21 protein-coding genes and 1 pseudogene are annotated in these 25,241 nt (G+C 42.2%); 13 read left to right on the forward strand and 9 right to left on the reverse strand.

What is annotated here, in order from left to right:
• Window positions 1-48: 48 nt before the first annotated feature.
• The 6 genes from NAF19_RS12605 to NAF19_RS12630 all read left to right on the forward strand — a co-directional run bounded on the left by NAF19_RS12605 (window position 49) and on the right by NAF19_RS12630 (window position 6,318).
• Complete coding sequence (locus NAF19_RS12605) at window positions 49-1,173, forward strand: hypothetical protein (RefSeq protein ID WP_252790415.1); 1,125 nt, start codon at window positions 49-51, stop codon at window positions 1,171-1,173.
• Window positions 1,174-1,273: 100 nt separating this feature from the next.
• The gene (locus NAF19_RS12610; protein WP_252790416.1) at window positions 1,274-2,143 is read left to right on the forward strand and encodes an HAD-IIA family hydrolase; all 870 of its coding nucleotides are present in this window, start codon (window positions 1,274-1,276) and stop codon (window positions 2,141-2,143) included.
• A 37-nt stretch (window positions 2,144-2,180) separates the two neighbouring features.
• On the forward strand, window positions 2,181-2,879 hold the full coding sequence (locus NAF19_RS12615) for a DUF4304 domain-containing protein (protein WP_252790417.1): 699 nt from the start codon (window positions 2,181-2,183) through the stop codon (window positions 2,877-2,879).
• 112 nt (window positions 2,880-2,991) lie between these two features.
• On the forward strand, window positions 2,992-4,029 hold the full coding sequence (locus NAF19_RS12620) for a glycoside hydrolase family 43 protein (RefSeq protein ID WP_252790418.1): 1,038 nt from the start codon (window positions 2,992-2,994) through the stop codon (window positions 4,027-4,029).
• A gap of 6 nt (window positions 4,030-4,035) precedes the next feature.
• A complete protein-coding gene (locus NAF19_RS12625) occupies window positions 4,036-5,100 on the forward strand; it encodes a glycoside hydrolase family 2 TIM barrel-domain containing protein (protein WP_252790419.1) in 1,065 nt (354 codons plus the stop codon).
• A 42-nt stretch (window positions 5,101-5,142) separates the two neighbouring features.
• Window positions 5,143-6,318 carry an aldose epimerase family protein gene (locus NAF19_RS12630; protein ID WP_252790420.1) on the forward strand — a complete coding sequence of 392 codons (1,176 nt, stop codon included), beginning with the start codon at window positions 5,143-5,145 and terminating at the stop codon, window positions 6,316-6,318.
• Between the two features lie 49 nt (window positions 6,319-6,367).
• Here the strand turns inward: NAF19_RS12630 and NAF19_RS12635 are convergent, their stop codons facing one another.
• The 3 genes from NAF19_RS12635 to NAF19_RS12645 are packed head-to-tail and all read right to left on the reverse strand — an operon-like array spanning window position 6,368 to window position 10,426.
• Entirely contained in the window at window positions 6,368-8,635 is a 2,268-nt protein-coding gene (locus tag NAF19_RS12635; protein WP_252790421.1) for a CocE/NonD family hydrolase, read from the reverse strand.
• Window positions 8,636-8,663: 28 nt separating this feature from the next.
• Window positions 8,664-9,359: a LytR/AlgR family response regulator transcription factor gene (locus tag NAF19_RS12640; RefSeq protein ID WP_252790422.1), complete on the reverse strand. Its 696-nt coding sequence runs from the start codon at window positions 9,357-9,359 to the stop codon at window positions 8,664-8,666.
• On the reverse strand, window positions 9,356-10,426 hold the full coding sequence (locus NAF19_RS12645) for a sensor histidine kinase (protein ID WP_252790423.1): 1,071 nt from the start codon (window positions 10,424-10,426) through the stop codon (window positions 9,356-9,358). The genes NAF19_RS12640 and NAF19_RS12645 overlap by 4 nt, the downstream gene beginning before the upstream one ends.
• Before the next feature lie 547 nt (window positions 10,427-10,973).
• Between NAF19_RS12645 and NAF19_RS12650 the strand changes: the two genes are divergently transcribed.
• The 5 genes and pseudogenes from NAF19_RS12650 to NAF19_RS12670 form a co-directional block, all read left to right on the forward strand.
• Complete coding sequence (locus tag NAF19_RS12650) at window positions 10,974-13,028, forward strand: BatA domain-containing protein (RefSeq protein ID WP_252790424.1); 2,055 nt, start codon at window positions 10,974-10,976, stop codon at window positions 13,026-13,028.
• Between the two features lie 33 nt (window positions 13,029-13,061).
• Window positions 13,062-14,315 carry a dihydroorotase gene (locus NAF19_RS12655; protein ID WP_252790425.1) on the forward strand — a complete coding sequence of 418 codons (1,254 nt, stop codon included), beginning with the start codon at window positions 13,062-13,064 and terminating at the stop codon, window positions 14,313-14,315.
• 4 nt (window positions 14,316-14,319) lie between these two features.
• A complete protein-coding gene (locus NAF19_RS12660) occupies window positions 14,320-14,988 on the forward strand; it encodes a hypothetical protein (protein ID WP_252790426.1) in 669 nt (222 codons plus the stop codon).
• Between the two features lie 11 nt (window positions 14,989-14,999).
• Window positions 15,000-15,578, forward strand: a complete 579-nt coding sequence (locus NAF19_RS12665) for a DUF4199 domain-containing protein (protein ID WP_252790427.1) — start codon at window positions 15,000-15,002, stop codon at window positions 15,576-15,578.
• A gap of 314 nt (window positions 15,579-15,892) precedes the next feature.
• Window positions 15,893-16,237 (forward strand): annotated as a pseudogene (locus NAF19_RS12670) (DUF4199 domain-containing protein); the annotation flags it as partial.
• Between the two features lie 74 nt (window positions 16,238-16,311).
• Here the strand turns inward: NAF19_RS12670 and rseP are convergent.
• The 6 genes from rseP to NAF19_RS12700 all read right to left on the reverse strand — a co-directional run bounded on the left by rseP (window position 16,312) and on the right by NAF19_RS12700 (window position 23,111).
• Window positions 16,312-17,649 carry an RIP metalloprotease RseP gene (gene rseP, locus NAF19_RS12675; RefSeq protein ID WP_252790429.1) on the reverse strand — a complete coding sequence of 446 codons (1,338 nt, stop codon included), beginning with the start codon at window positions 17,647-17,649 and terminating at the stop codon, window positions 16,312-16,314.
• Between the two features lie 12 nt (window positions 17,650-17,661).
• Window positions 17,662-18,852: a 1-deoxy-D-xylulose-5-phosphate reductoisomerase gene (locus tag NAF19_RS12680; protein ID WP_252790620.1), complete on the reverse strand. Its 1,191-nt coding sequence runs from the start codon at window positions 18,850-18,852 to the stop codon at window positions 17,662-17,664.
• On the reverse strand, window positions 18,849-20,351 hold the full coding sequence (locus NAF19_RS12685) for a GH3 auxin-responsive promoter family protein (RefSeq protein ID WP_252790430.1): 1,503 nt from the start codon (window positions 20,349-20,351) through the stop codon (window positions 18,849-18,851). Before NAF19_RS12685 ends, NAF19_RS12680 begins: the two co-directional genes overlap by 4 nt.
• A gap of 3 nt (window positions 20,352-20,354) precedes the next feature.
• On the reverse strand, window positions 20,355-21,056 hold the full coding sequence (locus tag NAF19_RS12690) for a hypothetical protein (protein WP_252790431.1): 702 nt from the start codon (window positions 21,054-21,056) through the stop codon (window positions 20,355-20,357).
• 4 nt (window positions 21,057-21,060) lie between these two features.
• Window positions 21,061-22,029, reverse strand: coding sequence for a glycosyltransferase family 2 protein (locus tag NAF19_RS12695; RefSeq protein ID WP_252790432.1), 969 nt, complete (start codon window positions 22,027-22,029; stop codon window positions 21,061-21,063).
• A gap of 131 nt (window positions 22,030-22,160) precedes the next feature.
• The gene (locus tag NAF19_RS12700) at window positions 22,161-23,111 is read right to left on the reverse strand and encodes a glycosyltransferase family 2 protein (RefSeq protein ID WP_252790433.1); all 951 of its coding nucleotides are present in this window, start codon (window positions 23,109-23,111) and stop codon (window positions 22,161-22,163) included.
• A 367-nt stretch (window positions 23,112-23,478) separates the two neighbouring features.
• On the opposite strand from NAF19_RS12700, the gene NAF19_RS12705 reads away from it, so the two are divergent.
• Window positions 23,479-24,000, forward strand: coding sequence for a tetratricopeptide repeat protein (locus NAF19_RS12705; RefSeq protein WP_252790434.1), 522 nt, complete (start codon window positions 23,479-23,481; stop codon window positions 23,998-24,000).
• A gap of 418 nt (window positions 24,001-24,418) precedes the next feature.
• Window positions 24,419-25,213, forward strand: coding sequence for a hypothetical protein (locus NAF19_RS12710; protein WP_252790435.1), 795 nt, complete (start codon window positions 24,419-24,421; stop codon window positions 25,211-25,213).
• Window positions 25,214-25,241 lie beyond the last annotated feature (28 nt).

Consider the following 25,241-nt stretch of genomic DNA (forward strand, 5'->3'; position numbering starts at 1 on the left):
CTACTTTTGAATCCCGGTTCAGATAATTGGACAAATAAATAAAAAATCGTGACTGATATACTTGATATAAATTTAGAAGAATCCGAAAATACCATCCTTCCATCCTTCCCGGTTCGTGCATCTAAGGTTCAAATTAAAATTGATTATGAAGCCGTATTAAAAAAAGCATGGGAGGGATACGATTCGTCAAAAACGATAAGGGAAATAGAGGACATCAGTGCGATGGTTTCAACCAACCATGTGTTCCGAATTACGTTCGAGGATGATGATATCATTATTGCAAAGCTGTCGTATTTTGGTAAATATGAACACTTTAAAGAAGATCACCGTATTATCCATGCACTATCGAACAACCTGCTCTATCCTTTCGAAAACCTGCTTTCAAAATCACTTTTAAAGAATAACAGGGTATACGTTTATCGATACAAACAAGGTAAAACAGATGCCTGGGTTATTTTTTACAACCCAACGCGCATACTTGAACGTTTACCGCGGCGGCTGGAAGAACATCACATTATAAAATTAGGCCAACAGGTTGGCAAGTTCCACAAAGCCTGCTCAAGGGTAAAAAACGTGCTGCCAAAATCGTCGAAGACATTACGCACCGATATTTTTGCATTGCAAAAGGAACTGGAAACCAACGAAAAGCAGTTTGGTACCCCAATGCAGGTCGATTTGCTAAAATACCATTGTGATCTTTTCCTTAAAAACCGCTCGAAGTACAACATGCACTCCTTCGAAATTATACCGGTTTTTATCGATTGGAACATCGGCAATTTTTCGGTAACATCAGATTTGGAACTGTATTCGCGCTGGGACTATGACTGGTTCAGGATGAGTTACCGGATACTGGATTTTTACTTTTTCAGCCGTGTATGTTCCGACAGGGGCGACCGTACGGTATTCAGCTACGTGATAACTACCATGATGGAAGACAGGTTTATCCTGTTTTTAAAGGAATACCACAAGGTAAACCCCATAACTGCCGACGAAATTCGTTTTTTGAAAGAGGCTTACCGCTTTTTTATTTTAAATTACGTGATAAAGGATGGCAAATACTTTTTTAACGAACAATATGCCAAAAAACTGCAGTCCGAAGCTTTTTCAATCTACCTGCCATCAGTCGACCGTGATTTTGATGCGGAAAAGATAATTGCAGCTTTGGGTCTGTAGCTCATGGTTAATCCCGGACGTGCGGGATGGTTCATAGCCGAAGCGAAATATCGAATTAATTTTTAACTAATCTATAATCCCCAACCTCTAATCTCTACTCATGAAACGCATAGAAAACTTTAAATCGATAATTGATAAATACGATATCATATTTTTTGATGCGTTCGGCGTAATAAAAACCTACCAGGGGTTAATGCCCGGGATAGAAAAGACGTTTGAGTATTTACTGGCGCAGGGTAAAGAGTATTACATAGTAACTAACGATGCATCGCGCAGCCCGGCGCAGTTGGCCGAAAGCTACCACAAAAATGGCCTGTCCGTTATCACTGCCGATAGGATCATATCATCCGGCATGCTTACCAAAGAGTATTTGGATTTAAAGGTTGATGATGGCATTGTGGCTTTTTTAGGCACACCGGAGTCGTCGCATTATATCGAGAGTTCGGGACTGCATACCTTACCGGTTCGCGAAATTGACAGCAGCAATATCGACAAGGTTAACGCCCTTGCTTTTTTGGATGACGAGGGTTTCGATTGGTGTGCCGATTTAAATAAAACCGTCAACATCCTGCGTAAACGCACTATCCCGGTAATAGTTGCTAATACCGACAGGGCGTACCCGGTATCTATTCATGACGTGGGCATAGCGATAGGGGGTATAGCCGCAATGATTGAGAGTATTATCGGTAAACAGTTTATTCGGTTTGGCAAACCCGATTCGCAGATGTTTATGTTTGCTTATGATATGATACGGGAATACAGGCCAATTACCAAAAAACAAATAGTTATGGTGGGCGATACGCTACAGACAGATATTTTAGGCGGCAATAAATTCGGGCTGGATACAGTACTCGTATTGTCGGGCAATACACTGGCGAAGGACGCTGATAACCGGATAACATCTACCGGCATTGTGCCTACCTATATCTGTGATTCGGCAGTGATTGACATTAGCGGCTTAGGGTTTTAATGTTAATAGTTTTCGATATTTAATACCGTTAATTAAAATGGGAAGAGATTTAACAATTGAATTTCAGACGATAATAAAAACAGTTGTGTCGCCGCTTTTAAAAAGACGGGGATTTAAAAAGAAAAATTTTAATTATAACCGCGCAATCAACGGATTAGTTCAATCAATTAATATTCAAAGAAGTCAATATAATCATAGCGAAAGTATTTCGTTTACCATAAACCTTGGATTTTATAATAGTCGAATATTTCAGATATCAAAAAATAGGTTAGAACCCCAATTCGTGACTTCAGACAATTGCTTCGTTTGGGGCAGGAGCGGCATGTTAATTTATAATAAAGATTACTGGTATAAACTTAATTTAAATGACAGTTATAATTTGGTGTTACTGCAAGTTGAGAATGATTTTAATAATCACATAATTCCGTTATTTGCAAAATTGGATACCTTAACTTCGATCATCGAATTTTCACGAATTGACTATGAGAATCGACCATTTAGGCTAATTGCAAACATTGATGAGGTGTCAATTTTAGAATTAGAATATGGTGATTTTGATAGAGGTAAAGATATTTTAAGTAAAGAGTATAATAAAGCAATTATCCCGAAATCGACAAAACATACGACTGTCTATCCTGACGGCCGTGAAGAAATAAGGTGGTCTGAGCCAGGCGTGAATAAGTTCCATATTGAGTTACTGCAGCGGATAGCCAATAATTACGGCGTAGAATTGTAGAGAGAAACAGAAAAATCAAATTTTTTAGCAGGTTATTTAAATAAAAACCTACCTTTAAAATTCAACCAATTTTATAATCGAACACCCAAACCTGCTTAGGCAGGCCGCCTTTATGAAAAAACTTTTAAGTGTACTTTTAACAGTTCTGCTTTTTAATACTGCTTTTGCGCAAACTCATAAAGGTGAATTCACTAACCCGTTACTTCATTCAGGCGCCGACCCCTGGGTTATTTTTCACGGAGGGTATTATTACTATACAAATTCAATGGGCAGTAAACTGATCCTGTATGAAACAAAAAATATGGCTGATTTGAAATCGGCACCGAATAAAACCATCTGGACGCCGCCGGCCGGCACCATGTATTCAAAAGAACTTTGGGCGCCCGAACTGCACTTTATCAACCATAAATGGTATATGTATTTTGCTGCTGATGACGGCGATAACGACCATCACCGTATTTACGTGCTGGAAAATCCATCTGCCGATCCCATGCAGGGCGATTGGACTTTTAAAGGAAAGGTGGGCGACGAAACCAATAAATGGGCCATTGATGTTTCTGTATTTGAAAATAAAGGCAAACTATACATGATTTGGGCCGGCTGGGAAGGCGATAAGAACGGTGAACAGGATATCTACATCGCGCAGCTAAAGAATCCGTGGACAATCGGCAGTAAACGGGTTAAAATATCGAGCCCGAAATACGACTGGGAAAAATACGGCGACCTGGGCGAAAAGAGCAACCCGCCGCATGTAAATGTAAATGAAGGCCCGGAGATTTTAAAACACGGAAACAGGCTGTTCTTAATATATTCTGCTAGTGGCTGCTGGACAGACTATTATGCATTAGGAATGCTAAGCACATCGGCAAATAAAAACCTGCTTGATTCCGCGTCGTGGGCGAAATCGGATACGCCGGTTTTTAAACAATCCATCGCCAATAAAGTGTACGCACCGGGGCATAACTCGTTTTTTAAGTCGGCCGATGGCAAGCAGGATTGGATAATTTACCACGCCAATTCGCAGCCGGGGCAGGGGTGCGGCAAAGAACGCTCGCCGCGGATGCAGCAATTTATGTGGAATAAGGATGGTTCGCCAAATTTTGGTATGCCGGTTAAAGAGGGTGTTTATTTAAAAGCACCATCGCAATAGAGAATTATGAAAATAAAAAATGTATTGATTGCGGGTTTAATGCTGTTGAGCAGCGCCGCCAGTATCGCCCAAAAGCCACCTGTTCCGGGTTTATGGTCTGTTGAAAAAGCCAACGCCTGGTATGCGCAGCACAAATGGATAAATGGTGCTAATTTTACGCCCAGCACAGCCATTAATCAGCTGGAAATGTGGCAGGCTGATACATTTGACCCCACAACGATTGACCGTGAGTTGGGTTATGCCGAAGGTATCGGTATGAACACCATGCGTGTGTTTCTGCACAGCGTGGTATGGAAAGAAGACCCTGCCGGCTTTAAAACACGGATAAATAAATACCTCGCCATAGCTGATAAACACCACATACAAACCATTTTTGTGTTTTTTGATGACTGCTGGAACCCCAACGCGCATCCCGGTAAGCAGCCGGACCCAAAGCCGGGTATCCACAATTCTGGCTGGATGCAGGATCCCGGCGTGCCGCTTACCAACCCCGCGCAATATGCTGGTCTGCAAATTTATGTTAATGATATATTGACCACCTTTAAACACGACAAACGGATATTATTGTGGGATTTATACAATGAACCTGGCAATGGCGATAAAAATAAAATAGCGGCCACGCTTTTGGCTAAGGTGTTCGCGTGGGCGCATGCTATACGGCCCGACCAGCCGGTAAGTGCCGGCGTTTGGAACCAGGACCTGAAAGAACTTAACCAGGTACAGGTTGAAAATTCGGATGTAATAACTTATCATAATTACGAAACCCCCGACATGCACCAGCACGAAATTGACTTTTTAAAACTTTACCAGCGCCCATTAATTTGTACCGAATACATGGCTCGTCCGCGTAACAGTACCTTTGAAAATACGATGCCGATGCTGAAAAAGGATAATGTAGGCGCTATAAACTGGGGTTTTGTAAGCGGTAAAACCAATACCATTTATGCCTGGGATACCCCAATGCCTGACGGCAGCGAACCGAAAGTTTGGTTTCATGATATTTTCCGCAAGGATGGAACACCATACAAACAGGAAGAAGTTGCCCTGATAAAGCAATTAAACGATAAATAAATACTAACCTTAACAAAACCAAATAACTAAATTAGCAGCCCTATGAATCTTATTAAAAACATTTCAGCAATTATATTGCCTGCCTGCATTTTTACGATGGCAGCCTGCAATCAATCATCAACCGATAAAAAAACAACCACTATGACCGACAGTACAACACATGCTGCCTTGCCGGATACCGCGGCTTATTCAAAAACTATTAACGGGAAACAAACACACCTTTATATTTTAAAAAATAAGCACGGCATGCAGGCTGCTATAACCAACTATGGCGGCAGGGTTGTAAGTATTTTAGTTCCTGATAAAGCCGGTAAGATGACAGATGTTGTATTGGGATTTGACAGTGTGGGTGGTTTTGTTCATTCAACCGAGCGTTATTATGGGGCAACCATAGGCCGTTACGGTAACCGGATTGCGAAGGGTAAATTTAAGATTGACGGTAAGGAATACCAATCGAGCACCAACAATGCGCCAAATATGCTGCATGGAGGTAAAAACGGTTTCCAGGAAATGGTTTGGGATGGCAAACAAATTGATTCGACCACTTTAGAACTGACTTATCTTTCGAAAGATATGGAAGAGGGCTTTCCCGGAAATCTGAAAGTGAAAGTAACCTATTCGCTTACCGATGATAATTCTTTTAAATGTGAATACGAAGCCACTACCGATAAAACAACAGTAGTGAATTTAACCAACCACGCATTTTTTAACCTGAACGGCGAAAGCAGCGGAACTATTTTAAACCATACTTTACAGGTTGACGCTGATAACTATATCCCGGTTGACTCAACCCTTATTCCGTTTGGCAAAATAGTAACCGTTGCCAACACACCGTTTGACTTCCGTAAACCAACAGCAATAGGCGCGCGCATTAACGATGATAACGTGCAGCTAAAAAACGGTAAAGGCTACGACCATAATTTCGTGTTGAACAAACATGATATGAAAACCCCGATTGCCGCCATCACCGGCGACAAAAGCGGTGTAAAAATGGAAATATTTACTGAAGAGCCCGGGCTGCAGTTTTACAGCGGTAACTTTATGAAGGGCGCCAATGCGATGAAGAATGGCAAAAAAGATGAATTCCGCACTTCATTCGCGCTTGAAACACAACATTATCCCGATTCACCAAATCAGCCTTCGTTCCCGTCAACATTGTTGAAACCGGGGCAGGTTTATAAAACGCAATCGATTTATAAGTTTTCGGTGGTTAAGTAAACCAATTAAAAAAAGCAGCATCGTCATTGGGCAATGCTGCTTTTTTGTTTTATCGCATCACCGGCACATTAATAAAACTATCGTTCCCCCACCATATCTTCAGGGGTCCGCCGGCGTCTTTAATAGTTTCTTCACTTACATCTTTACCGGTTCCATAATTAACCTGGGCAAACGGGTTTTTATCTATGTTTAAAACAACCAGTAACCTGCTGCCTTTGCTTAGCCGCTTGCTCACCATGCGGGTACGGGTAAATGATATAGTTTCTTTAACACCCGGGTGCAATAAGCGGCGTACGCTCGCATCTTTAGCATAGCTCGCACGGCCTAAGTAATAGGAAAGTTCAAAACAATCGCCGTTGGGCATCACTTCGTAAAGCACCACGCCGATATCCATATCTTTTTTATTGATGATGGCTTTTAGTTCGCCTGTAAATATGCCATTAACCTGTATGGGCTTATCAAACGGCTTGCTGATGAAGAACAAGCCATTGCTGCGGTCAAGTCGCTTTTTAATGATAGGGTCGGGGTAATAATCGTTATTAGAAGTCGTGCGATCGGCAAGATTAACTTCCTGGTACAGCGAAGCTGGTTTGACCGGCTTCTTATCAACCATCAGGTAGTTGCTGTCGGCTTTAATGTTGGTGAGGTATAGCTTTAGGGTACTGTTGTACATTTTATCTAATGATGGTGCGTGTTGCCAAACATTGGCGCCCATCACTTCGTAATTTATTTTATCCTTTAAAATCGCGGGCTTTTTGCGGCCTTTCAGTATGTAATCAAACCATTCGAAAGTAATATCCCTGGTATGCATCGGCGCCACCGGATCGAGATGATAATCTCTTAAAACCGCTGTGCCGCCTTGCTGTGTACCAAAATGGTCGTATGGCCCTATAATTAGGTAATGGTTGGCTTTCGGGTTGTATTTATAATGATCCAGCAAATACTGCATCCCCGAAATCTGCCCGTCATCATAGTATCCTTCAAAAGTTAGCACCGGTATATTTATTTTGGCGAAGTCTGTTTTATAAGGCACCATAGCCTGCCAGTATTTATCGAACGAGGGATGTTTTAGCCATTTTTGCAGCCACGGGTTTGGTGTGCCGTCAATACTATCGATTTTATTGAATGCGGCCCCACTGTTGTACCAGTTATTGCGGAGGTTGTTCCAGCGCTGGTTGTCGTTATTTACTGCATCGTCGGTGTATTTGTTGTTGGTTACATAAAAAGCCCATTGGTAATTTACATTCAGGAAGATGTTATTTTCCATAGGTACGCCTTGCCCCGGTATGGCTGCCACATAAGGCACTATGGTTTTAAGGGCTTTGTTCATGTGTTTTGTTGCCGCCCATTGTGCAAAGCCCGAATAGCTGCCGCCGTACATGCCCACTTTGCCATTACTCCAGGGTTGAGCGGCTATCCAGTTAATTACCGTGTTTACGTCTTCATTCTCATGCTCGTAAGGTTCGATGGGGCCGGGGCTTAGCCTTTTGCCGCGCGTGTCGGCTACAATCCCAACGTAACCACGAGCGGCTGCGTTCTTTGCTTCGTACAAACTTCGCTCAAGGTTTGAGTAAATAAAAAACAGCATTACGGCCGGCTGCGGTATATTAATGCCTTTTTTCCGAACCACCACAGCTGAGAGTACTACTCCGTTTTTCGCTTTTATAAAAACACTATCCTGTATAATGTAACGGCGGTTATCGTCAGCCTTTTGTATCGTTTTGCTAAGCGGTTCTATGTTTTCAAGAACGTGCATGAGATTGTAGGTTTTGCAAAGTTCAATCGCATCTTTAATATCCAGGCTATCCTTTTGTTGTTGTTTAACTAACCCGCTTTTAAAGTCTGATTTTAAGTCGCTTATCCCACTTCTGCTGGTGAACGAAAACGATAACGAAACCGCGCTTTTATCATCCAGCGTTCTGAAAAAGTCCCCGGCCAAACCATAAAATGATTGCTTAAACGGAATTCCGTTGGTTTGTTTTGCGAGTTCGGCTTGGCAGAATAATTCGTATTGTGCATATAATACGGTGGGGTACTGCGTGCCATCGGTTTTTGCAATTTGGCGTAATGCGGCTATGCTGTTTAGCGCCTCAGTATATTTACCGGCAATAATTTGGAGCTTAAATAAATTATCGAGGTGGGCTTTTTTATCGTCGTTTGTTTGATATTGGTTAATCACCTCATTTGCCAAAACCTGCATTTGTTTGGCAATAGCAATGCTATCGGTACTGTTTATTTGGGGGAAATAGACGTTTTGCGCGCGACTGAAAGCGCTTATAATAAGGCATAGCAATGCCATACAGAGTTTCCTGTTCATGATTTTTTTAATTAAATGTTGCTTTGATTTATGTTTTCACCAGCTTTTTCAGCTTTACCGATTGCCGGTCGGATGCCTCGGGCGCATCGCCGGTTTTTAGTAATACTTTAAGTTTACCGCCTGGCAACGGTATTATTTTATCGATATAATTAAGGTTGATGATCTGTGCCCTGTTCACCCGGAAAAACAAAGATTCATCAAGTTTTTGTTCCAGTAAATTTAATGAGGTTTTTAAAAACACATTTTTATCGTCAAAAAATAAGCGCGCATAATTATCCATCGACTCAATTAAATGCACTTTGTTCCAGCTGATAAAATGATATTGCTGCCTGTCTTTTACAAATATCCTGTCATCATTTTTTGAGACTGATTTCATTTTTAGCTGCTCCATCGCTTTTGCAAAACGTTCTTCGCGGATGGGTTTCATCAGGTAGTCAATTGCGCTTACTTCGAAGGCTTTTACGGCGTATTGGTCGTATGCGGTGGTAAATATCACCTGCGGTACATTTTCCAATGATTCCAGCAAATCAAATCCTGTTTTTTCCGGCATCTGGATATCCAGGAACAACAGATCAGGCTTTTTTATGTCGATTTGTTCCTTTGCATCATCTGCATTCTTTGCTTCGCCAATTATTTCAACGTCCGGGTAGCTTTTCAATAAAAGCTTTATCTCCTCGCGGGCATTGCGTTCATCATCAATAATTAAAACTTTTAATTTTTTCATGCTGACGGGATGCTTATGGTGGCTAAAACAATATCATCCAGTTCGCCTGTTATAGCAAAAGTGGCGCGGCCTTTATATTCGAGCGCTAGTCGCTCTCTCAAATTTTTAAGACCAACGCCATCGTCGCCGGCTTCTAAATTGCCTGGATTTTGCACTGTAATTTTAACAAAGCCCCCGGTTTTTTCCGCGCATATGGTAATCAACCCGCCGTCCTTTCTTTTGGCAATTCCGTGCTTTATTGCATTTTCGACGAGGGTTTGTATACAAAGTCGGGGGATTTGGATGGCGGTCAAATCATCATCAACGTTAATTGCGAATTGCAGCCTTTCTTCAAATCTTAGTTTTTCCAGTTCAAGGTAGTCTTTAACCAAATTAATTTCGTCACGCAGGCTAATCTGCATTACTTCACCGTTGTAAAGGCTGGTACGCAACAGGTCCGACAGCAAATCAATCGCCCGCCTTGCCGATTTTGGGTTATCAATAACCAGCGCCTTGATATTATTTAATGAGTTGAACAAAAAGTGCGGGTTAAGCTGGGCCGATAAATTGCTCAATTGTGCCTCACGCGATATAATGGCCAATCGTGCATTTTCCTTGCTTGTCCGTATTTCCCGTTGTGCATAGTGATACATGTGATAAGCCAGTAACCAGATGGACATTAGCCTGGTGCCGCCTATAAAAATTGCTTCGGCATTTTGTCTGAAAAAATCAGCATAAGCTTCTGCGGGCGAGCGGAAAAACCACAACTGGAACAGGTACAGTTTAACAGTAGTTGCAAGCGTGTATGCAACGCCCATAACAACGGCGCCGGGGATAATGCGTTTAAGCAATTGCCCCAGGTTTAGGTTTTGGAAGTTATGCCTTAATGCATAATTGCGGTATAAATGTGTAAGCAAAATATAAATAACCACATCGCTTATAAATTGTAGGGCGGCCAATAACCAGCTAAAGTGCGTACTGCGTGTGAACCCACGGTACTCCCAATACAGGGCTGCAACACTCCAGCCAATAAACTGGCATTTCCAGTAAAGCGATATGTTTATTTTCGGGCTCAATTGTTGTTTCAACTAATATTTTAATCAAAGCAACGAAATTATTGGCAACTAGAAAGATAAAGTACAGGAGCGCGGTGTTTGGGGGATAGGCGGGGAGATATAGCTAAAATGACTACAATGAACGTTTTGCTGCGAAATTTGATTCAATAGCCACTGGATGTCGCCAAAATTTCACAAAAATGGCACTCAAAACAACCCGTTTAACACACCGTAAAACAACATTGATTTTAGAGTATATATATTATTGATTAACAGCTTTTTATAGCTATGCGATGTTCAGGTATTGATCCAGGTGGTGATCCAGGTCCTGTTCCAGGTAGCGTTACACTAAATAAAAACAAAAACCAAAACCAAAACAAGTAGTAGAAGTAATAGCGTAATTGTGTTTTTTAGGATGATATTTTATCAAACAAATAAGCGCCTGAACACCCCTTGATGCTGTACAAATAAAGAAAAAAGTTGCGCCAAAAAAGAAAGTAATTATACACATTCACGGTATTTATGGTTTACTTTTTTTTATTTTTTGTACTTTTGTATAGTGCCAATCCCGCACAATAGTATGCATTTTTTATATCCTGCCTTCCTATTTGCATTGGTAACGCTGGCCATACCCATTCTTATACACCTGTTTAATTTCCGCAGGTATCAGAAAGTATATTTTAGCAATGTGCAGTTTTTAAAGGACGTGCAGGAGCAGCAATCGCACCGGCGAAACTTAAAAGAACGGCTCATACTGGCGGCAAGGTTATTGGCTTTATTGTTCCTGGTGCTGGCATTTGCCCGTCCGTTTATCCCCGGAAAAAACGCAGCCAACGCCGGCAAACAACAGGCCGTAAGTATTTTTGTTGACAATTCATACTCTATGCAAACCCTTAACCGCGAGGGCACACTGCTTGATGAGGCCAAACGCCGCGCCAAGGAAATTGCATCGGCCTACAGTATAAACGATAATTTCCAATTACTTACACAGGATTTTGAGGGCAAGCACCAGCGCCTGCTAAGTCGCGATGAGTTTGATGATGCCGTTGATGCGGTAAAGATCAGTCCGCAAAGCCGTAGTTTGCAGCAGATAATCAGCAGGCAGCAAAGTCTGCTTGACATGCACCGCGGAGGTATTCGTTCAATTTATATCGTTTCTGATTTCCAGGACAACATGGCTGCCGGCCGGCCGGTTAAGGCTGATACAGGAACGCGAATAACGATGGTACAGCTAAAAGCCAGTACCCTGCCAAATGTTGCGGTTGATTCAATTGCTTTACTTAGCGCGATACACCGTCCCGGCGAAAGCGAAAAGCTGGTAGTGCGCTTGCATAACTATGCCGATAAATCTGCGGAAAAGGTACCTCTTAAACTAGTGATAAACGGCGAACAAAAGGCTTTGGGCAGTTATACCGTTAAGGCGCGCTCGGTTCAATATGATACTTTAACGTTTTCGGGCCTGAAACCGGGCTGGCAGCGGGCCGAAATAACCTTGCAGGATAACCCGGTAACTTTTGATAACCAGTTTTATTTCGCCTTTAAAGCCGCGCAGCAAATGCCTGTGTTATTGATTGACGGCGGCACGGCCAATCCATATTTAAAAGCTGTATTTGCTGCCGACCCATTTTTTGCCGCCAAACGTGTGCCTGATGGCAATGTTGACTATGCGGCTTTAAACACCTACCCATTGATTATTTTAAGCGATGTAGATGCCATTTCAACCGGGCTTTCGCAGCAATTGAAGAGCTATGTGAGCAAGGGTGGCACATTGGTTGTTTTCCCGTCGGTTAATGCAGATGTTGCCAGCTACCAGTCGTTGCTGCAACCGTTAAACGCCGCTTATCCGCAGAAAATAACTACCGAAGAAACAAAAGTGACCGCTATTAACCAGCAAAGCCAGGTTTTTAAAAGCATCTTCGAGAGTTTTCCGCAGAATCCAGATCTGCCGCTGGTAAAAAAATATTACGAGTTAAGCTCGTCAACCGGCAACCGTGCAGAAACTTTGATGGGCATGCCCGGCAACAAAGTTTTTTGGGCCGGCTACACAAGCGGAAAAGGCAAAGTATTCCTTTCTGCAGTGCCGCTCAACGAAGATTTCAGCAACCTGCCGCGCCATGCACTGTTTGTGCCGGTGATGTTCAGGATTGCCTTGCTAAGCGGGCATGACCAACCTTTGTTTTATACCCTCGGCAAAGATGAAAATATTGAAACCCTGCCCATACAAACCAACGAAAAGCAGTTGCTTAAACTGGTAAAAGGCACACAAAGCATTATCCCCGATACCAAACAGCAGGAGGGAAGCACCCTGGTTTACGTTGCCGACCAATTGCATGAAACTGGAATTTACGATTTGAAAAAGGTTGACAGCACCGTTGCCGTGCTGGCCTTTAACGATAACAGGAGCGAGTCGGACTTGAGTTATTTGACCAATGCCCAAATGACCATAGCCGTGCCACAGGTTGCCGAAATAATGGAGAGCGGCAAGGGCTCGTTAAAAGGGAACGTAACTGAAACAAATTTCGGGTTACAATTATGGAAACTTTGTATAATTTTGGCATTAATTTTCCTGGCTGCCGAAATACTGCTGATTAGGTTTTATAAAACTACCTATCGCAACGTAGAGCAACAGGTTTAAATGGATAAAAAACCCACCATTAAAGCATAATAAATGAATTTGCTTATTAAGTCCGCTACCGTTATTGACCCAAACTCACCGTTTAACCAAAAGGTTGTTGATATTTTAATTGAGAAAGGGATTATCACCAGGATAGCCCCCGAACTGGAAGCCGATGCGGAATTAGTTGAAGCAGAAGGATTATTTGTGTCGCCTGGCTTTTTTGATTTGAACTGCAATATCGGCGAACTCGGCCTTGAAACAAAGGAAGACTTAAAGACGGGTACCGCTGCCGCCACTGCAGGTGGTTTTACCGGGGTAGCTTTAATGCCAAACACCATACCGCCTGTACATTCAAAAGCAGAGATAGAGTATTTAATGAACCGGGCAAAAAGAAACCTGGTTGATGTATACCCGCTTGGTGCAATATCACATAAACGCGAAGGCAAAGACCTTGCCGAGATGTACGACATGTTTTTGAGCGGCGCCAAGGCATTTACCGATGGTAACCGCCCCGTGCAGGATGCGGGCCTTATGGAGCGAGCTTTACTGTATGCACAGGGTTTTGATGCGCTGATAATATCGTATCCCGAAGATACTGCCATTGCAGGCAAGGCCAAGGTTAACGAGGGCGAAATAAGCACCATCTTAGGCATGAAAGGCATCCCGCCGCTGGCCGAAGAACTGATGATAGCGCGCGACCTTTACCTGGCGGAATATACAGGCTCAAGAATACACTTTACAACTATCTCTACCACCCGCTCGGTTGAACTGATAAGGGAAGCTAAACGCAAAGGCCTTGAAGTTACCTGCGATGTTGCTGCCCATCATTTGGTACTTACCGACGAGGCGCTATTAGGCTTCGACAGCCTTTACAAGGTTAAACCACCACTGCGTACCCGCGACGATGTAAACGCGTTGTTAAAAGGGCTGAAAGACGGCACCATTGATGCCATAGTATCGCAACATACACCGCACGAGGTGGAGTTTAAAGATGTTGAGTTTGAGGTAGCCGAATTTGGTATTATTGGCTTGCAAACCGCGTTTGCCCTGGCATTAAAGGCCGGGTTGGACATCGAACTTATTATCGAAAAACTCGCTATAGCCCCGCGTGAGATATTAAACGTCGAAATACCTTCCATAGCCGAAGGAAATGACGCCAACCTGGTGCTGTTTGACCTGGGTGAAGAATGGGAATACACTAAAGCTAATAATAAATCAAAATCATATAACTCGCCGTACATAGGGCAGAACTTAAAAGGTAAAGTGTTGTTAACCACCAATAACAATCACTTTTATAAACAATAAAAACATGATAGACTCAAAAGTAGAATCAGCCATTGAGGCCGCCTTAACGGCTTTTTCGAAATATAGTAGCTTTGACGCTACACCTTTTTCCAGTGTGATCGACGAGGTTTTCGACTCGGAAGAAGATTTCATGAGCAAGGTTGCATTGCTCGACGAGGTGTTCGATGATTTTCCGCAATTGGAAGTATTGCGCGAGGTATTTTTTGATTTGCTGCTGGTTAATTTTTTCAGCGCTGATGTTAAAAAACTGGAAGAAGATTACCTTGATACCCCAGAGTGGGAAGCCATTGAAGAGGAAACCCTTGACCGTGGTACCGAGCTATTAAACCTGCTGCTTTACTTGAATGAATGTGAGGACGAAGATATTGAGCCGGGACTGGAAGACTACTTAAAAGAATTTTTACTGGTTGATGAAGACGAGTTCCAGGACGAATACCGCATTTATGAACCGGTTATAGCCCACCAGGTGCTGATGGAAAGCCCGGTTGCCGAGATAACAAAAGTAGCTAATAAACTACCGGATGATTCGGAATTGAAAGAACTGTTTTACCCTATAATGTGCTTTTTCCACAATACAGAGCCAACCGAAGAAGCAAAAAATAGCATAGCCGCCAATGCGATTGAAGTGGAGTTTGATATGGCTGTTTTAGAGATACTTATCAGCTTTAAATAGTTCAGAAATTGATGAGTAATATTGGACAAACTATAAGAATAAATGGCTTAAAAAGCGGTCTTGTTTTGGGGCTGATTATAACCGCGCTATACATATTTTATTTTTACTTTTTAGTTGACATTGCCGAGTCTGCGATAACGTTAGCAATGGGCCAGGTGGCTTTTTCGTATATGTTACCATTCTTTGCTATCACATATTTATGTTTTTGGTTTAGGGAAAAAATTGGCGGCTTTTGGAGTTTTAGACAAGCGACTACCGGTATTTTTATAATGTTTCTTTCGGCATATGCAGTCTATCTTTTAGGGTTCGGTTTGGTATTTAGTAAATTTATTGAGCCCAATAACGTACAAAAAACGGAGGCAGCCACAGTACATAAGAAAATTGAAATATTAAAAAAGAATGGAACAGATCCCAAAGTGATACAAGGCGTAATTGCTGATTTAAAGAAAGATTTTGCCGGTAAAGAAAATACTTCGGTAATTAAGTCAATCCAGGGAATAATTGAATACATAATCTTAATATTCGTTTTAGCCCTAATATTTGCAGCCTTGTTTAAGCGGGACCCACCCGGAATGGCTTCCAACGTATAACTTATTGCAGAAAAGTAAGATCTACCCGATCTTGCTTTTTTTATTCCCTAAACTTTTAAATCAAAATTATTTATTACATTTAAGAAAACTTAAAACCAAATAACAATGGAAAATGTCGCTCCCTCACCGAGTAGTGTCGCCATCAAATGGGCACTCATCGGTTTCTTCGTTTCAATAGTGATTACTTACGCATTCCAGCTTTTGAATGTAGATGTTAATTCACCGGTAAAATATATAAGCTACGTTTTTTTCATAGCTTTCTTACTACTAGGCCAAAAGGAGTTTAAGGACAAGCTTGGCGCTTCGTAACCTTTGGTCAGGCTTTTCTCGAGGGCTTTTTATTCTCGGTTTTCTATGGCATAATGGTAGCTATCTTCACGTACATTTACTTCACTATGTTAAGCCCTGCGGTTTGGGACCAGGCAATGAATGCCGCTCAAAAGAACCTGGAGGCGAAAGGCACTTTGTCATCCGATCAAATTGAGTCTGCTATGAACATCAGCAGAAAATACGGAATATTGATAGCGGTAGTTGGTGTGGCCATAGGAACTCCAATTATGGGTGCGATAATTGCATTAATAGGGGCAGCCATCTTTAAAAAGGAGCGCTCTCCGCTGGATATGGTGCAGGATAGTAATTATTCAGACCCGGCAGTTTAAGCCGGAACTATCAATAACAAAACAGGCCGCTTCTATTTGAAGCGGCCTGTTTTGTTTACTATCAGTTTGAAAATTTATTTCTTCATTACCTGCCGCACAATATCGTTGCCAAACACAAATACCATTAGTGTTATCAATAATACGAAACCTACTATCTGGGCACGCTCCAAAAACTTATCGCTTAGTGGTTTTCCCTTTATCATTTCAATTACCAGGAACACCGCGTGGCCACCGTCGAGTGCAGGTATTGGCAATAGGTTGGTTAACGCCAGTACCATCGATAAAAAGCCTACCAGGCTCCAGAAACGGATCCAGTCCAAATGACCGCCAAACATGGTTGCGATTGCTACAGGGCCGCTAACAGCTTTGTTTAACTTAACTTCGCCCTTAATCATTTTGCCAATACCTTTTGCGTTATCGGTAAATGTTCCCCAGGCTTTGGTAGCGCCAACCGGGAATGAACCAAAAAAGCCATAAGTCAGCCTGTCTTTTTTTGGAAGATCGGGATTTGGCGAAAAGCCCAATATCCCATCTTTATCTATGTGGGCAATTTTATGCTGCAAACTATCGCCATGTTTTATGGTAACCTGCACCTGTTTGTTTTTGAATTGCTGCAACTGCGCATGCAATTCATCAAAATAGGTGATTTTAACAGCGTTGATAGCCAATATGCTATCGCCCTTAACTATGCCCGCTTTTGCGGCGCCTGTTTTTGGGGAAACTGAATCGACGGAAAATTTAAATCGCGGGTCCCTGCTTATAAAATCTTCTATAGTGGAGTTAACGTCGCCAAGGTCATTGATTAAATTGCCGGGCACTTTAACATGAAGTGTTTGCCCGTTTCGTAGCACTGTTAAATCGGTATTGCCTAATATTACTTTTGTGCTGGTAAGCTCTTCAAAACGTATAACCTTTTGACCATTTATTGCAATAATGTTATCACCAGGCTGCAGACCTATTTTCATGCCTAGTTTGCCGGGAAGAATACCGTATTTAAGTGCAGCGTTTGGTGTATAGGTTTCGCCGTATTTAATGGTTAAAATCCAAAATATAAATATGCCTAATACAATATTTACAAATATACCGCCAAGCATTACAATAAGGCGCTGCCAGGCTGGTTTCGAGCGGAACTCCCAAGGCTGCGGCGGACCAGCTAGTTGCTCGGTATCCATCGATTCATCAATCATGCCGGCAATTTTTACGTAGCCGCCCAGTGGCAGCCATCCAATGCCGTACTCAACACCTTTGTAGTTAAATTTAAAAAGACTAAAGCCCCACGCATCAAAAAACAGGTAGAACTTATCTACCTTAATGCCGAAGGCCCTGGCGGCCAGGAAATGGCCAAGTTCGTGCAGAATTACTAAAATAGAAAGGCCCAGTATAAGCTGGCCCACCATAATCACTATACTCATTTATATATTATATTAAAATTGTAATGCTTTTAACGGCATTTGATGTATTAAATTTTGCGCAAAGATGCGTGTTTCTTTATCAGTATTCAAATAGTCGTCCAAAACAGGACTCTTAATAAAGGCAATATGTTGCATGCATTGTTCAATAACACTGCTCATGGCTAAAAAGCCTATACTTTTGCTTAAAAAACCAGCCACTGCAATTTCATTTGCAGCGTTAATTATACAAGGCATATTGCCGCCTTGTTTTAAGGCCTCGAACGCCAAAGCTAAATTACGGAAGGTAACCATGTCTGGTTTTTCGAACGTAAGGTTAGGGTAGTTGGTAAAATCGAACCGTTTGAAATCGTTTTTCACCCGGCCCGGGTAGGTAAGGGCATATTGTATAGGTAACTTCATATCCGGCAAACCCATTTGCGCTTTTATGGAGCCATCCTGGAACTGCACCATTGAGTGAATGACTGATTGCGGGTGTACGACGACATCAATCTGTTCGGCCTCCAAGTCAAAAAGCCATTTAGCCTCTATAACTTCCAGCCCTTTGTTCATTAATGAGGCCGAGTCGATAGTGATTTTGGCACCCATAACCCAGTTTGGGTGCTTAAGCGCATCCTCGCGGGTAACATTCTCTAAAAAAGCTAACGATTTATTCCTGAACGGGCCGCCTGAGGCAGTTAGTATTATCTTTTCTATCCTGTTGTTTTCTTCACCTGCAAGGCATTGGAATATCGCTGAGTGTTCCGAATCGACGGGTAAGATTTTAACTTTATGCTTCTTTGCGAGGGAGGTTATTAATTCGCCGGCAACCACCAATGTTTCTTTATTTGCTAACGCGATGTCTTTGCCAGCTTTAATGGCGGCTATTGTAGGTTCAAGCCCGGCAAAGCCCACCATGGCCGTTAGCACAATATCTATTTTTTTGTGGGTAACCGTTTCAATAATTGCTTCAGCACCGGCTAATACCTTAACATCAGTTTTGGCAAGTGCATCCTTTACGTATTGGTATTTACTTTTATCGCAAATAACCACGTACTGTGGATCGAATTGCAAGGCCTGGGCGATAAGTAAATCAGCGTTGCTTTGGGCCGTCAAGAGATAGGCCTGAAAAAGTTCAGGGTTATTGCCGATAACCTCGAGAGATTGTGTCCCGATACTGCCCGTGGAGCCTAATATCGCTATGTTTTTTTTGTTACTCAATCCTATAAATTTATGTAAGCGCGCAACTCATCCGCAATCTTCCTGTCATTCGAGAGTCGCGGCACTTTATTCTGTCCTCCCAGTTTCCCCTGGCTGCGCATATAGTTTATAAAGGTATCTTTTTTTACGCTTTGGATTACCAGGGGGCGCAAAATGTTACCGGTAATCAGGTCGAAATAGTAAATATTTTTTTTCTGTAAGGCTTTATCAACTTCAATAGCAAATGCTGCCATATCTGCCGGGGCCTTGCCAAACTCTATAAACCATTCGTGGTAAGGCAATTGACCAGCCGGCGGGTTCACTTCCGGGGCCACGGTGAACTCTATTACATCAACACCCTGCTGGTTTGCAACGCTCATCAATGCCTGCTCCACTTCTTCGCCAATAACATGTTCGCCGAAAGCGGATATGTAATGTTTGATACGCCCGGTAACCACGATTTTGTAAGGGTTTTTGGATACGAATTTAACAGTATCACCTAAGCTATAACCCCATAAACCGGCGCTTGTGTTTAGTATTAGGACATAGTTTCTGTCAAGCTCCACGTCTGCAAGGCTAATACGGGTTGGATTCTCGTTGAAGTATTCGTCAGTCGGGATAAACTCATAAAATATACCGGAATCGACCATCAGCAACAACCCTTTTTCTTTTTGCGAATCCTGGAAAGCTATAAATCCCTCGGAGGCAGGGTAGGTCTCGATCGAGTCTATTTTAAACCCGATGCTTTCTTCCATTCGTGCGCGGTAAGGTTCGTAATTAACGCCGCCATGCACAAACAACTTAAAATTTGGGAAAATGTCCTTTATTTTTTTACCTCCCGATACAGCCGACAACCTGTCGAAATACATCTGGCACCATGGTGGTATACCGGATATCAGGCGCATGTCCTGGTTTTTTGTTTCTTCAACAATAGCATCAACCTTTTGCTCCCAATCATCAATGCAATTGGTATCATAGCTCGGCATCCTGTTTTTTTGCAGGTAGCCGGGAACGTGGTGCGCTACTATGCCCGATAACCTGCCGGTTGGTATACCGGCCTTAACATCAAGCACCGGGCTGCCTTGCAGAAATATTAGTTTCCCGTCAACAAAATCTGCATTGCCGGTTTCATGAATATAGCTTAAAAGCGCATTACGGGCAGCTTTTATATGCTCGGGCATGCTTTCTTTCGAGATAGGGATATATTTTACGCCCGATGTAGTGCCTGAAGTTTTTGAAAGATAAGCCGGTTTACCCGGCCATAAAACATTTTCTTCGCCTTTGGTTACCCTTTCGATATAGGGGCGTAGCTGTTCATAGTCCCTGATCGGGACGTTTTTTTTAAAATTATCGTAGCTATTGATTTGGCTGAAGTGATGATCTGCACCGAAAGCGGTGCTTTTGGCTTTGGCAATAAGTTGTTGAAAAGTTTTTTGCTGCAGGGCGACCGCATTTTGGCGGAGTTTGTTTAACCGGCTGTTTACTATAGCGGCAAAAGGTTTGCTTAGTGCTGCCTTTAATCCCATAAATTATACAGTTTCGGTAATGTCATCGTCTACATCCAGGTGGCTGTAAACTAGTTTGCGGTAGGCAACCACCAGGAGAATGTTTACAAAAGGCACTACAAACACCATCCCGATAACGGTTATTGAGCCTAAAAACACCATCGCTTCAATCAGCAAGAATAACAACAGGTATTTTAAAAAGTTACCTTTTATAAGCTGGAAGCTTTGTATAACTGATTCAAACGGGCCGGAGTTGTCATCCACGATGAAGCATGCGCATATTGGGAAATAAAAAAGAAAGAAAACCTCAAAAAATATCGCTGAGAAAATACCCAGTATACTTTGCAGTATGCCCTCATCAAGGGTTTTTATACCTGCTGAAATAAATACTGTTATGGTACTTACTATTACCAGTAAAAGAATATAGCTCAATAGCATTTTTATCGTGGGTACAATATCGCCAAAGCCAAAGTCATAATATTCTTTGTCGATAAGCTGGAAAATAAGTTTGATAAAGCCAAGGAAAATAAAACTAATAAGGAAAATGGAAAAAATGCCGCTGATAGTGGCAATAACCATATCAATTAAAATAAACTTTACCAGCAGCCCGGTACCAAAAACAATCGCTACCGAAAGCAGGGTATATACAGCAACAGTGGCAAAATTCCTTTTGAGGATATGCCATGCAATACTTAGTGTTTCTGTTACCGAAAATGGATGGTACATATAATTATGATATTTTTAATATTACCCGCTTTATAAAATCCTGCATAAAACCTAAGCCATATGCAGTTAATTGTATAAAAGATGCTATAAGGCTCAAAAATGCAATTTTTACCGACTTATTTTTCACCAACGAATGAAAAAATATCAACAAAATAATAAGCGCAAGTATAAAGTTACACAACAGCGCAATTGGCCAGCCAAACACATTGGCTACAGCTGTAAACATTAGGGATAACGTAAATATAGCAGGAAAAAAGTGAATGGCCTTTAGCTCGGCAGGGAAAAACTTATAAACATTTATACGGGCCCGGCCGAAGAAATGTATCTGCTTGTAAAACTGTAAAAAGTTGGTTCGGCGTTTATGGTAAACCTTAGCTTCTGGTATCAATCCAATTTTAAAACCCATGGAATGGATGCGGATACTATACTCGATATCCTCGCCCGAACGGGTGATAATAAAACCGCCCGCCTTTTCCCAAACCCCGCGCGAAATGCCCATATTAAAGCTGCGCGGATGAAATTGGCCGATACCTTTTTTATTGCCCCTGATGCCTCCTGTAGTAAATGGCGACGTCATGGAGTAACTGATAGCCTTTTGCACCGGTGTAAATGACGGGTGCGCAGCATCCGGACCGCCATAGGCATCAAGCCAGTTTTCGTTGAGTGAATTGTTAACAATTTCCAGGTAATCCTCCGGTATCAGGCAATCCGAATCGAAAATAACAAAGTAATCGCCTTTTGCGCGTTCAAAGCCGTAGTTGCGGGTAAAGCCCTGACCTTCATTTTGTTTTACAAAATATTTAACGTCGAATTTGCCGGCAAAGCTTTTTACGATATCTGCTGCATCATCTTTTGAACCATCCTCAATCACCAAAACCTCAAACTGCTTATAGGTTTGCAGCACAAGGGTTTCCAGCAGCTCTTTTATCTCCTGCGGGCGATTGTATAAAGGTATGATGATGGAGAAAAACATAGATTAGTGAGCGGTTGATTGGGTTGAATAAGTTGATTGAGTTTTGTTGTGGTTAGTTAAATGTAAATCTGTAAATCCTCCTGTCATAACTTAATCAACCTATTCTAACACAATCAACCTAATCAACTCCCTTAAATAACTTCCTCCACCTGGTATTTATTACGCTCGTGGGCGCTGCGTGCTACCAGTTCGGCTACAAAGCCGGTTAAAAACAATTGAGAGCCTAATATTACAGCTACCAGGGCAATGTAGAATAGGGGTTGGGTGGTAACGTCCCTGTAGTGTATCCCTTTGGCAATGGCGCGCAGTTTATCAACAATCATCCAGATGGTAATTATAGTTCCAGCCAAAAAGCTTATCGTGCCCAGGGCGCCAAAAAAGTGCATCGGGCGCTTGCCAAATTTGCCCACAAAAAATATCGACATCAAATCGAGCAGGCCGTTTATAAAGCGGTTAAGGCCAAATTTTGTTTTGCCGTATTTGCGGGGGCGATGTTCAACTACCTGCTCACCAATTTTTGTGAAGCCGGCCCATTTGGCAATTACCGGTATGTAACGGTGCATTTCGCCGTATACTTCTATGTTTTTAACAACTGCGCTGCGGTAGGCTTTCAACCCGCAGTTAAAGTCATGCAGGTTATCGATGCCCGACATGCGGCGCGTTGCTGCATTAAATAATTTCGTTGGGATGGTTTTGCTAAGCGGGTCGTGCCGTTTGGCTTTCCAGCCCGATACCAGGTCGTATTTTTCTTCGGTAATGCGGCGGTAAAGCTCGGGTATTTCGTCGGGACTGTCCTGCAGATCGGCATCCATGGTAATAACCACGTTACCTTTAGTTGCTTCAAAGCCGGTATTCAATGCCGCCGATTTGCCGTAATTGCGCCTGAATTTGATACCCTTGATAAAAGGGTTTCCGGCATTTAGCTTGCGGATCATTTCCCACGAGCCGTCTTTGCTGCCATCGTCAACAAGTATAACTTCGTAAGTGAACCGGTTCTCATCCATTACTCGGCTTATCCATGAGGTAAGCTCGGGCAATGATTCTATTTCGTCGTAAAGTGGTACTACTACTGATATATCCATTTATTAGGAATGCAGCAGGCGGGGGGTATTACGCCGTTGCTGTCGTTCCGCAAAAATATAAAAAATTGGGTATATCTTTTTGGGATTGCACCGATTGTTAAAATGATTACACCGATAAATGGACTGTATTGCAATTTTTACAGAATGTAACTATCTTTGTAAAAAAATAATACAATGCAACGCTTTAATTTCTTCTGTGGTAAAAACCTTATGCAGCCCATGGGCTCGCAACAGAAAGCGTGTGCTTTAAATACACCTTTCTAACGGTCGGGCTTACATCAACCTTCCGAAAAACTACAATTATTAATTTTTATTTTAATATGACGGCTTACTTTATTGATGGCCGCACTATACTGTTTAAGATTTTATGAATACCTATTATACTATAGACGAGAAATATTTACAAGCCGTAGATAAATTAAGCTATGGACGAACGCCGAAAGCCTTGCAATTACTTAACGAAATTGTAAGTAACGACCCTTTGTACGCAAAGGCGCATTACCAGCTTGGAAAAATATATTATTACGATCTGGAAGACTACCAGGTAGCCGGTTACCATTTTAAAACCTGCATGGAACTGGAACCAGTATTCCCGGGTAATTATTATCATTACCTTAACCTGGCGGTTTTTTTAAATATGCAGAAACTGGTGAAAGCTATTGCTGAAAAGGCGTTGGTTGTGCCAGGCGTGGATGTCGCAGATATTTACGAGCTGGTTGGTTTATCGGCTGAGAAGAACAAAGAACTGGAAAAAGCCTTAGCGGCTTACAATAACGCTTTTGATACGGTTACAAATAAAACCGACAAAAGAAAAATTGAGGAAAGCATTGAACGCATAAACGCCAAAATGCAGCGTGTTAAGGCCTACCAGTACACTTTGGTTGAGTAGTCTTTTGTGATTCCACCGATTATTGAATGATTACACCGATTGTTATTAAATCGGTGTAATCCCTAGTTGGCCAGCCGAGCTTTTTTAACATCGACCACGGTTATCGAACTCATGTTAATATAATACCGGTTTTGCAGAATTAATGTGACAACACTAAAAATTACAGATGGTTATCCATATTAAAATATTGTAAGTGCGAATATGCTTCTGTTTTTTAAGAATTAAATTCTTCGTAATTGTTTTTTGTAAAAATTTAATTCTGTTTATGTATTTGGGTGTAATACATTAGCCAAGTTGCTTTAAACCTTTCGTTTTTTTTACCGTCCTAACTGTATAAAATTTGAAACGATAACAACACCATTTGCAGCAGCTGAATCGAGAAAGCAAATGAGGTTTAATCAATATAAAAACAAACAGCATGAAAAAGTTAGCAATATTATCAGCAATAGCATTAAGCGGTTTAATTTATAATACTGCCTCTGCACAAATAAGAATAAATTTTGGTTTACACATAAGGCCTGTTTATGCCCGTTACCACGCTCCGGTAGTTGTTGAGCAGCCTGTTTACCAGGAACCCGTTCAGGTTTATGACGATAGCAACGACGACGACTACTACTACCTACCCGAGGTAGATGCGTACTACAATGTAAATGCCGGTTGTTATTATTATAACGATGGCGACAACTGGGTTTCTGCAGCGTATTTACCAGGCGCTTATCGTAACTACGATTGGAGAAGTTCCCGCAGGTACGAAGTACGTGAGCACCGCCCATTTGCCCGCGCCGATTTTTACAGGTCGAGGTATAATGGCAGAGAGGTAGCCGAGTTCAGGAATTATCGTCACGATAATGATTCACGTGGAAGTTATGATCGTAACAACAGCTACTACAATCGCGGTAATGACAATCGTTATCACGACCGCGATGGCGGCTACAACAGATCAGAACAAAACCGCGGGTATGATAACCATTACGGAAACAGGGGCCAGGGAGGTTACAGCCAACCATCTTACCAGGGCCGCAATCAAAATAATGAGAACCATGGACAAGGTGGTTATGGCCAGCCTAACCAAAACAACGGCGGTCGCCAATGGGGTCAGGGCCATTCCGCTCAGCCGAGCCAAAATAATGGTGGCTCAGAAGGACGCGGCAGAGGTGGAAACGAGCACTTTGCACAAAATATGGGCATGGCCCACAGAATGGGTCGCAACTAAACACGATTGCAAGGATTGACAGGATTTG

The organism is Mucilaginibacter flavidus, assembly GCF_024055575.1.
GTDB classification, from domain to species: Bacteria; Bacteroidota; Bacteroidia; order Sphingobacteriales; family Sphingobacteriaceae; genus Mucilaginibacter; species Mucilaginibacter flavidus.

What these genes read in the sequence shown, in the direction of transcription:
- NAF19_RS12610 (WP_252790416.1), top strand. Translation starts at nt 1,274, where the DNA reads ATGAAACGCATAGAAAACTTTAAATCGATAATTGATAAATACGATATC.
- NAF19_RS12615 (WP_252790417.1), top strand. Translation starts at nt 2,181, where the DNA reads ATGGGAAGAGATTTAACAATTGAATTTCAGACGATAATAAAAACAGTT.
- NAF19_RS12620 (WP_252790418.1), top strand. Translation starts at nt 2,992, where the DNA reads ATGAAAAAACTTTTAAGTGTACTTTTAACAGTTCTGCTTTTTAATACT.
- NAF19_RS12625 (WP_252790419.1), top strand. Translation starts at nt 4,036, where the DNA reads ATGAAAATAAAAAATGTATTGATTGCGGGTTTAATGCTGTTGAGCAGC.
- NAF19_RS12630 (WP_252790420.1), top strand. Translation starts at nt 5,143, where the DNA reads ATGAATCTTATTAAAAACATTTCAGCAATTATATTGCCTGCCTGCATT.
- NAF19_RS12635 (WP_252790421.1), bottom strand. Translation starts at nt 8,635, where the DNA reads ATGAACAGGAAACTCTGTATGGCATTGCTATGCCTTATTATAAGCGCT.
- NAF19_RS12640 (WP_252790422.1), bottom strand. Translation starts at nt 9,359, where the DNA reads ATGAAAAAATTAAAAGTTTTAATTATTGATGATGAACGCAATGCCCGC.
- NAF19_RS12650 (WP_252790424.1), top strand. Translation starts at nt 10,974, where the DNA reads ATGCATTTTTTATATCCTGCCTTCCTATTTGCATTGGTAACGCTGGCC.
- NAF19_RS12655 (WP_252790425.1), top strand. Translation starts at nt 13,062, where the DNA reads ATGAATTTGCTTATTAAGTCCGCTACCGTTATTGACCCAAACTCACCG.
- NAF19_RS12660 (WP_252790426.1), top strand. Translation starts at nt 14,320, where the DNA reads ATGATAGACTCAAAAGTAGAATCAGCCATTGAGGCCGCCTTAACGGCT.
- NAF19_RS12665 (WP_252790427.1), top strand. Translation starts at nt 15,000, where the DNA reads ATGAGTAATATTGGACAAACTATAAGAATAAATGGCTTAAAAAGCGGT.
- rseP (WP_252790429.1), bottom strand. Translation starts at nt 17,649, where the DNA reads ATGAGTATAGTGATTATGGTGGGCCAGCTTATACTGGGCCTTTCTATT.
- NAF19_RS12685 (WP_252790430.1), bottom strand. Translation starts at nt 20,351, where the DNA reads ATGGGATTAAAGGCAGCACTAAGCAAACCTTTTGCCGCTATAGTAAAC.
- NAF19_RS12690 (WP_252790431.1), bottom strand. Translation starts at nt 21,056, where the DNA reads ATGTACCATCCATTTTCGGTAACAGAAACACTAAGTATTGCATGGCAT.
- NAF19_RS12695 (WP_252790432.1), bottom strand. Translation starts at nt 22,029, where the DNA reads ATGTTTTTCTCCATCATCATACCTTTATACAATCGCCCGCAGGAGATA.
- NAF19_RS12700 (WP_252790433.1), bottom strand. Translation starts at nt 23,111, where the DNA reads ATGGATATATCAGTAGTAGTACCACTTTACGACGAAATAGAATCATTG.
- NAF19_RS12705 (WP_252790434.1), top strand. Translation starts at nt 23,479, where the DNA reads ATGAATACCTATTATACTATAGACGAGAAATATTTACAAGCCGTAGAT.
- NAF19_RS12710 (WP_252790435.1), top strand. Translation starts at nt 24,419, where the DNA reads ATGAAAAAGTTAGCAATATTATCAGCAATAGCATTAAGCGGTTTAATT.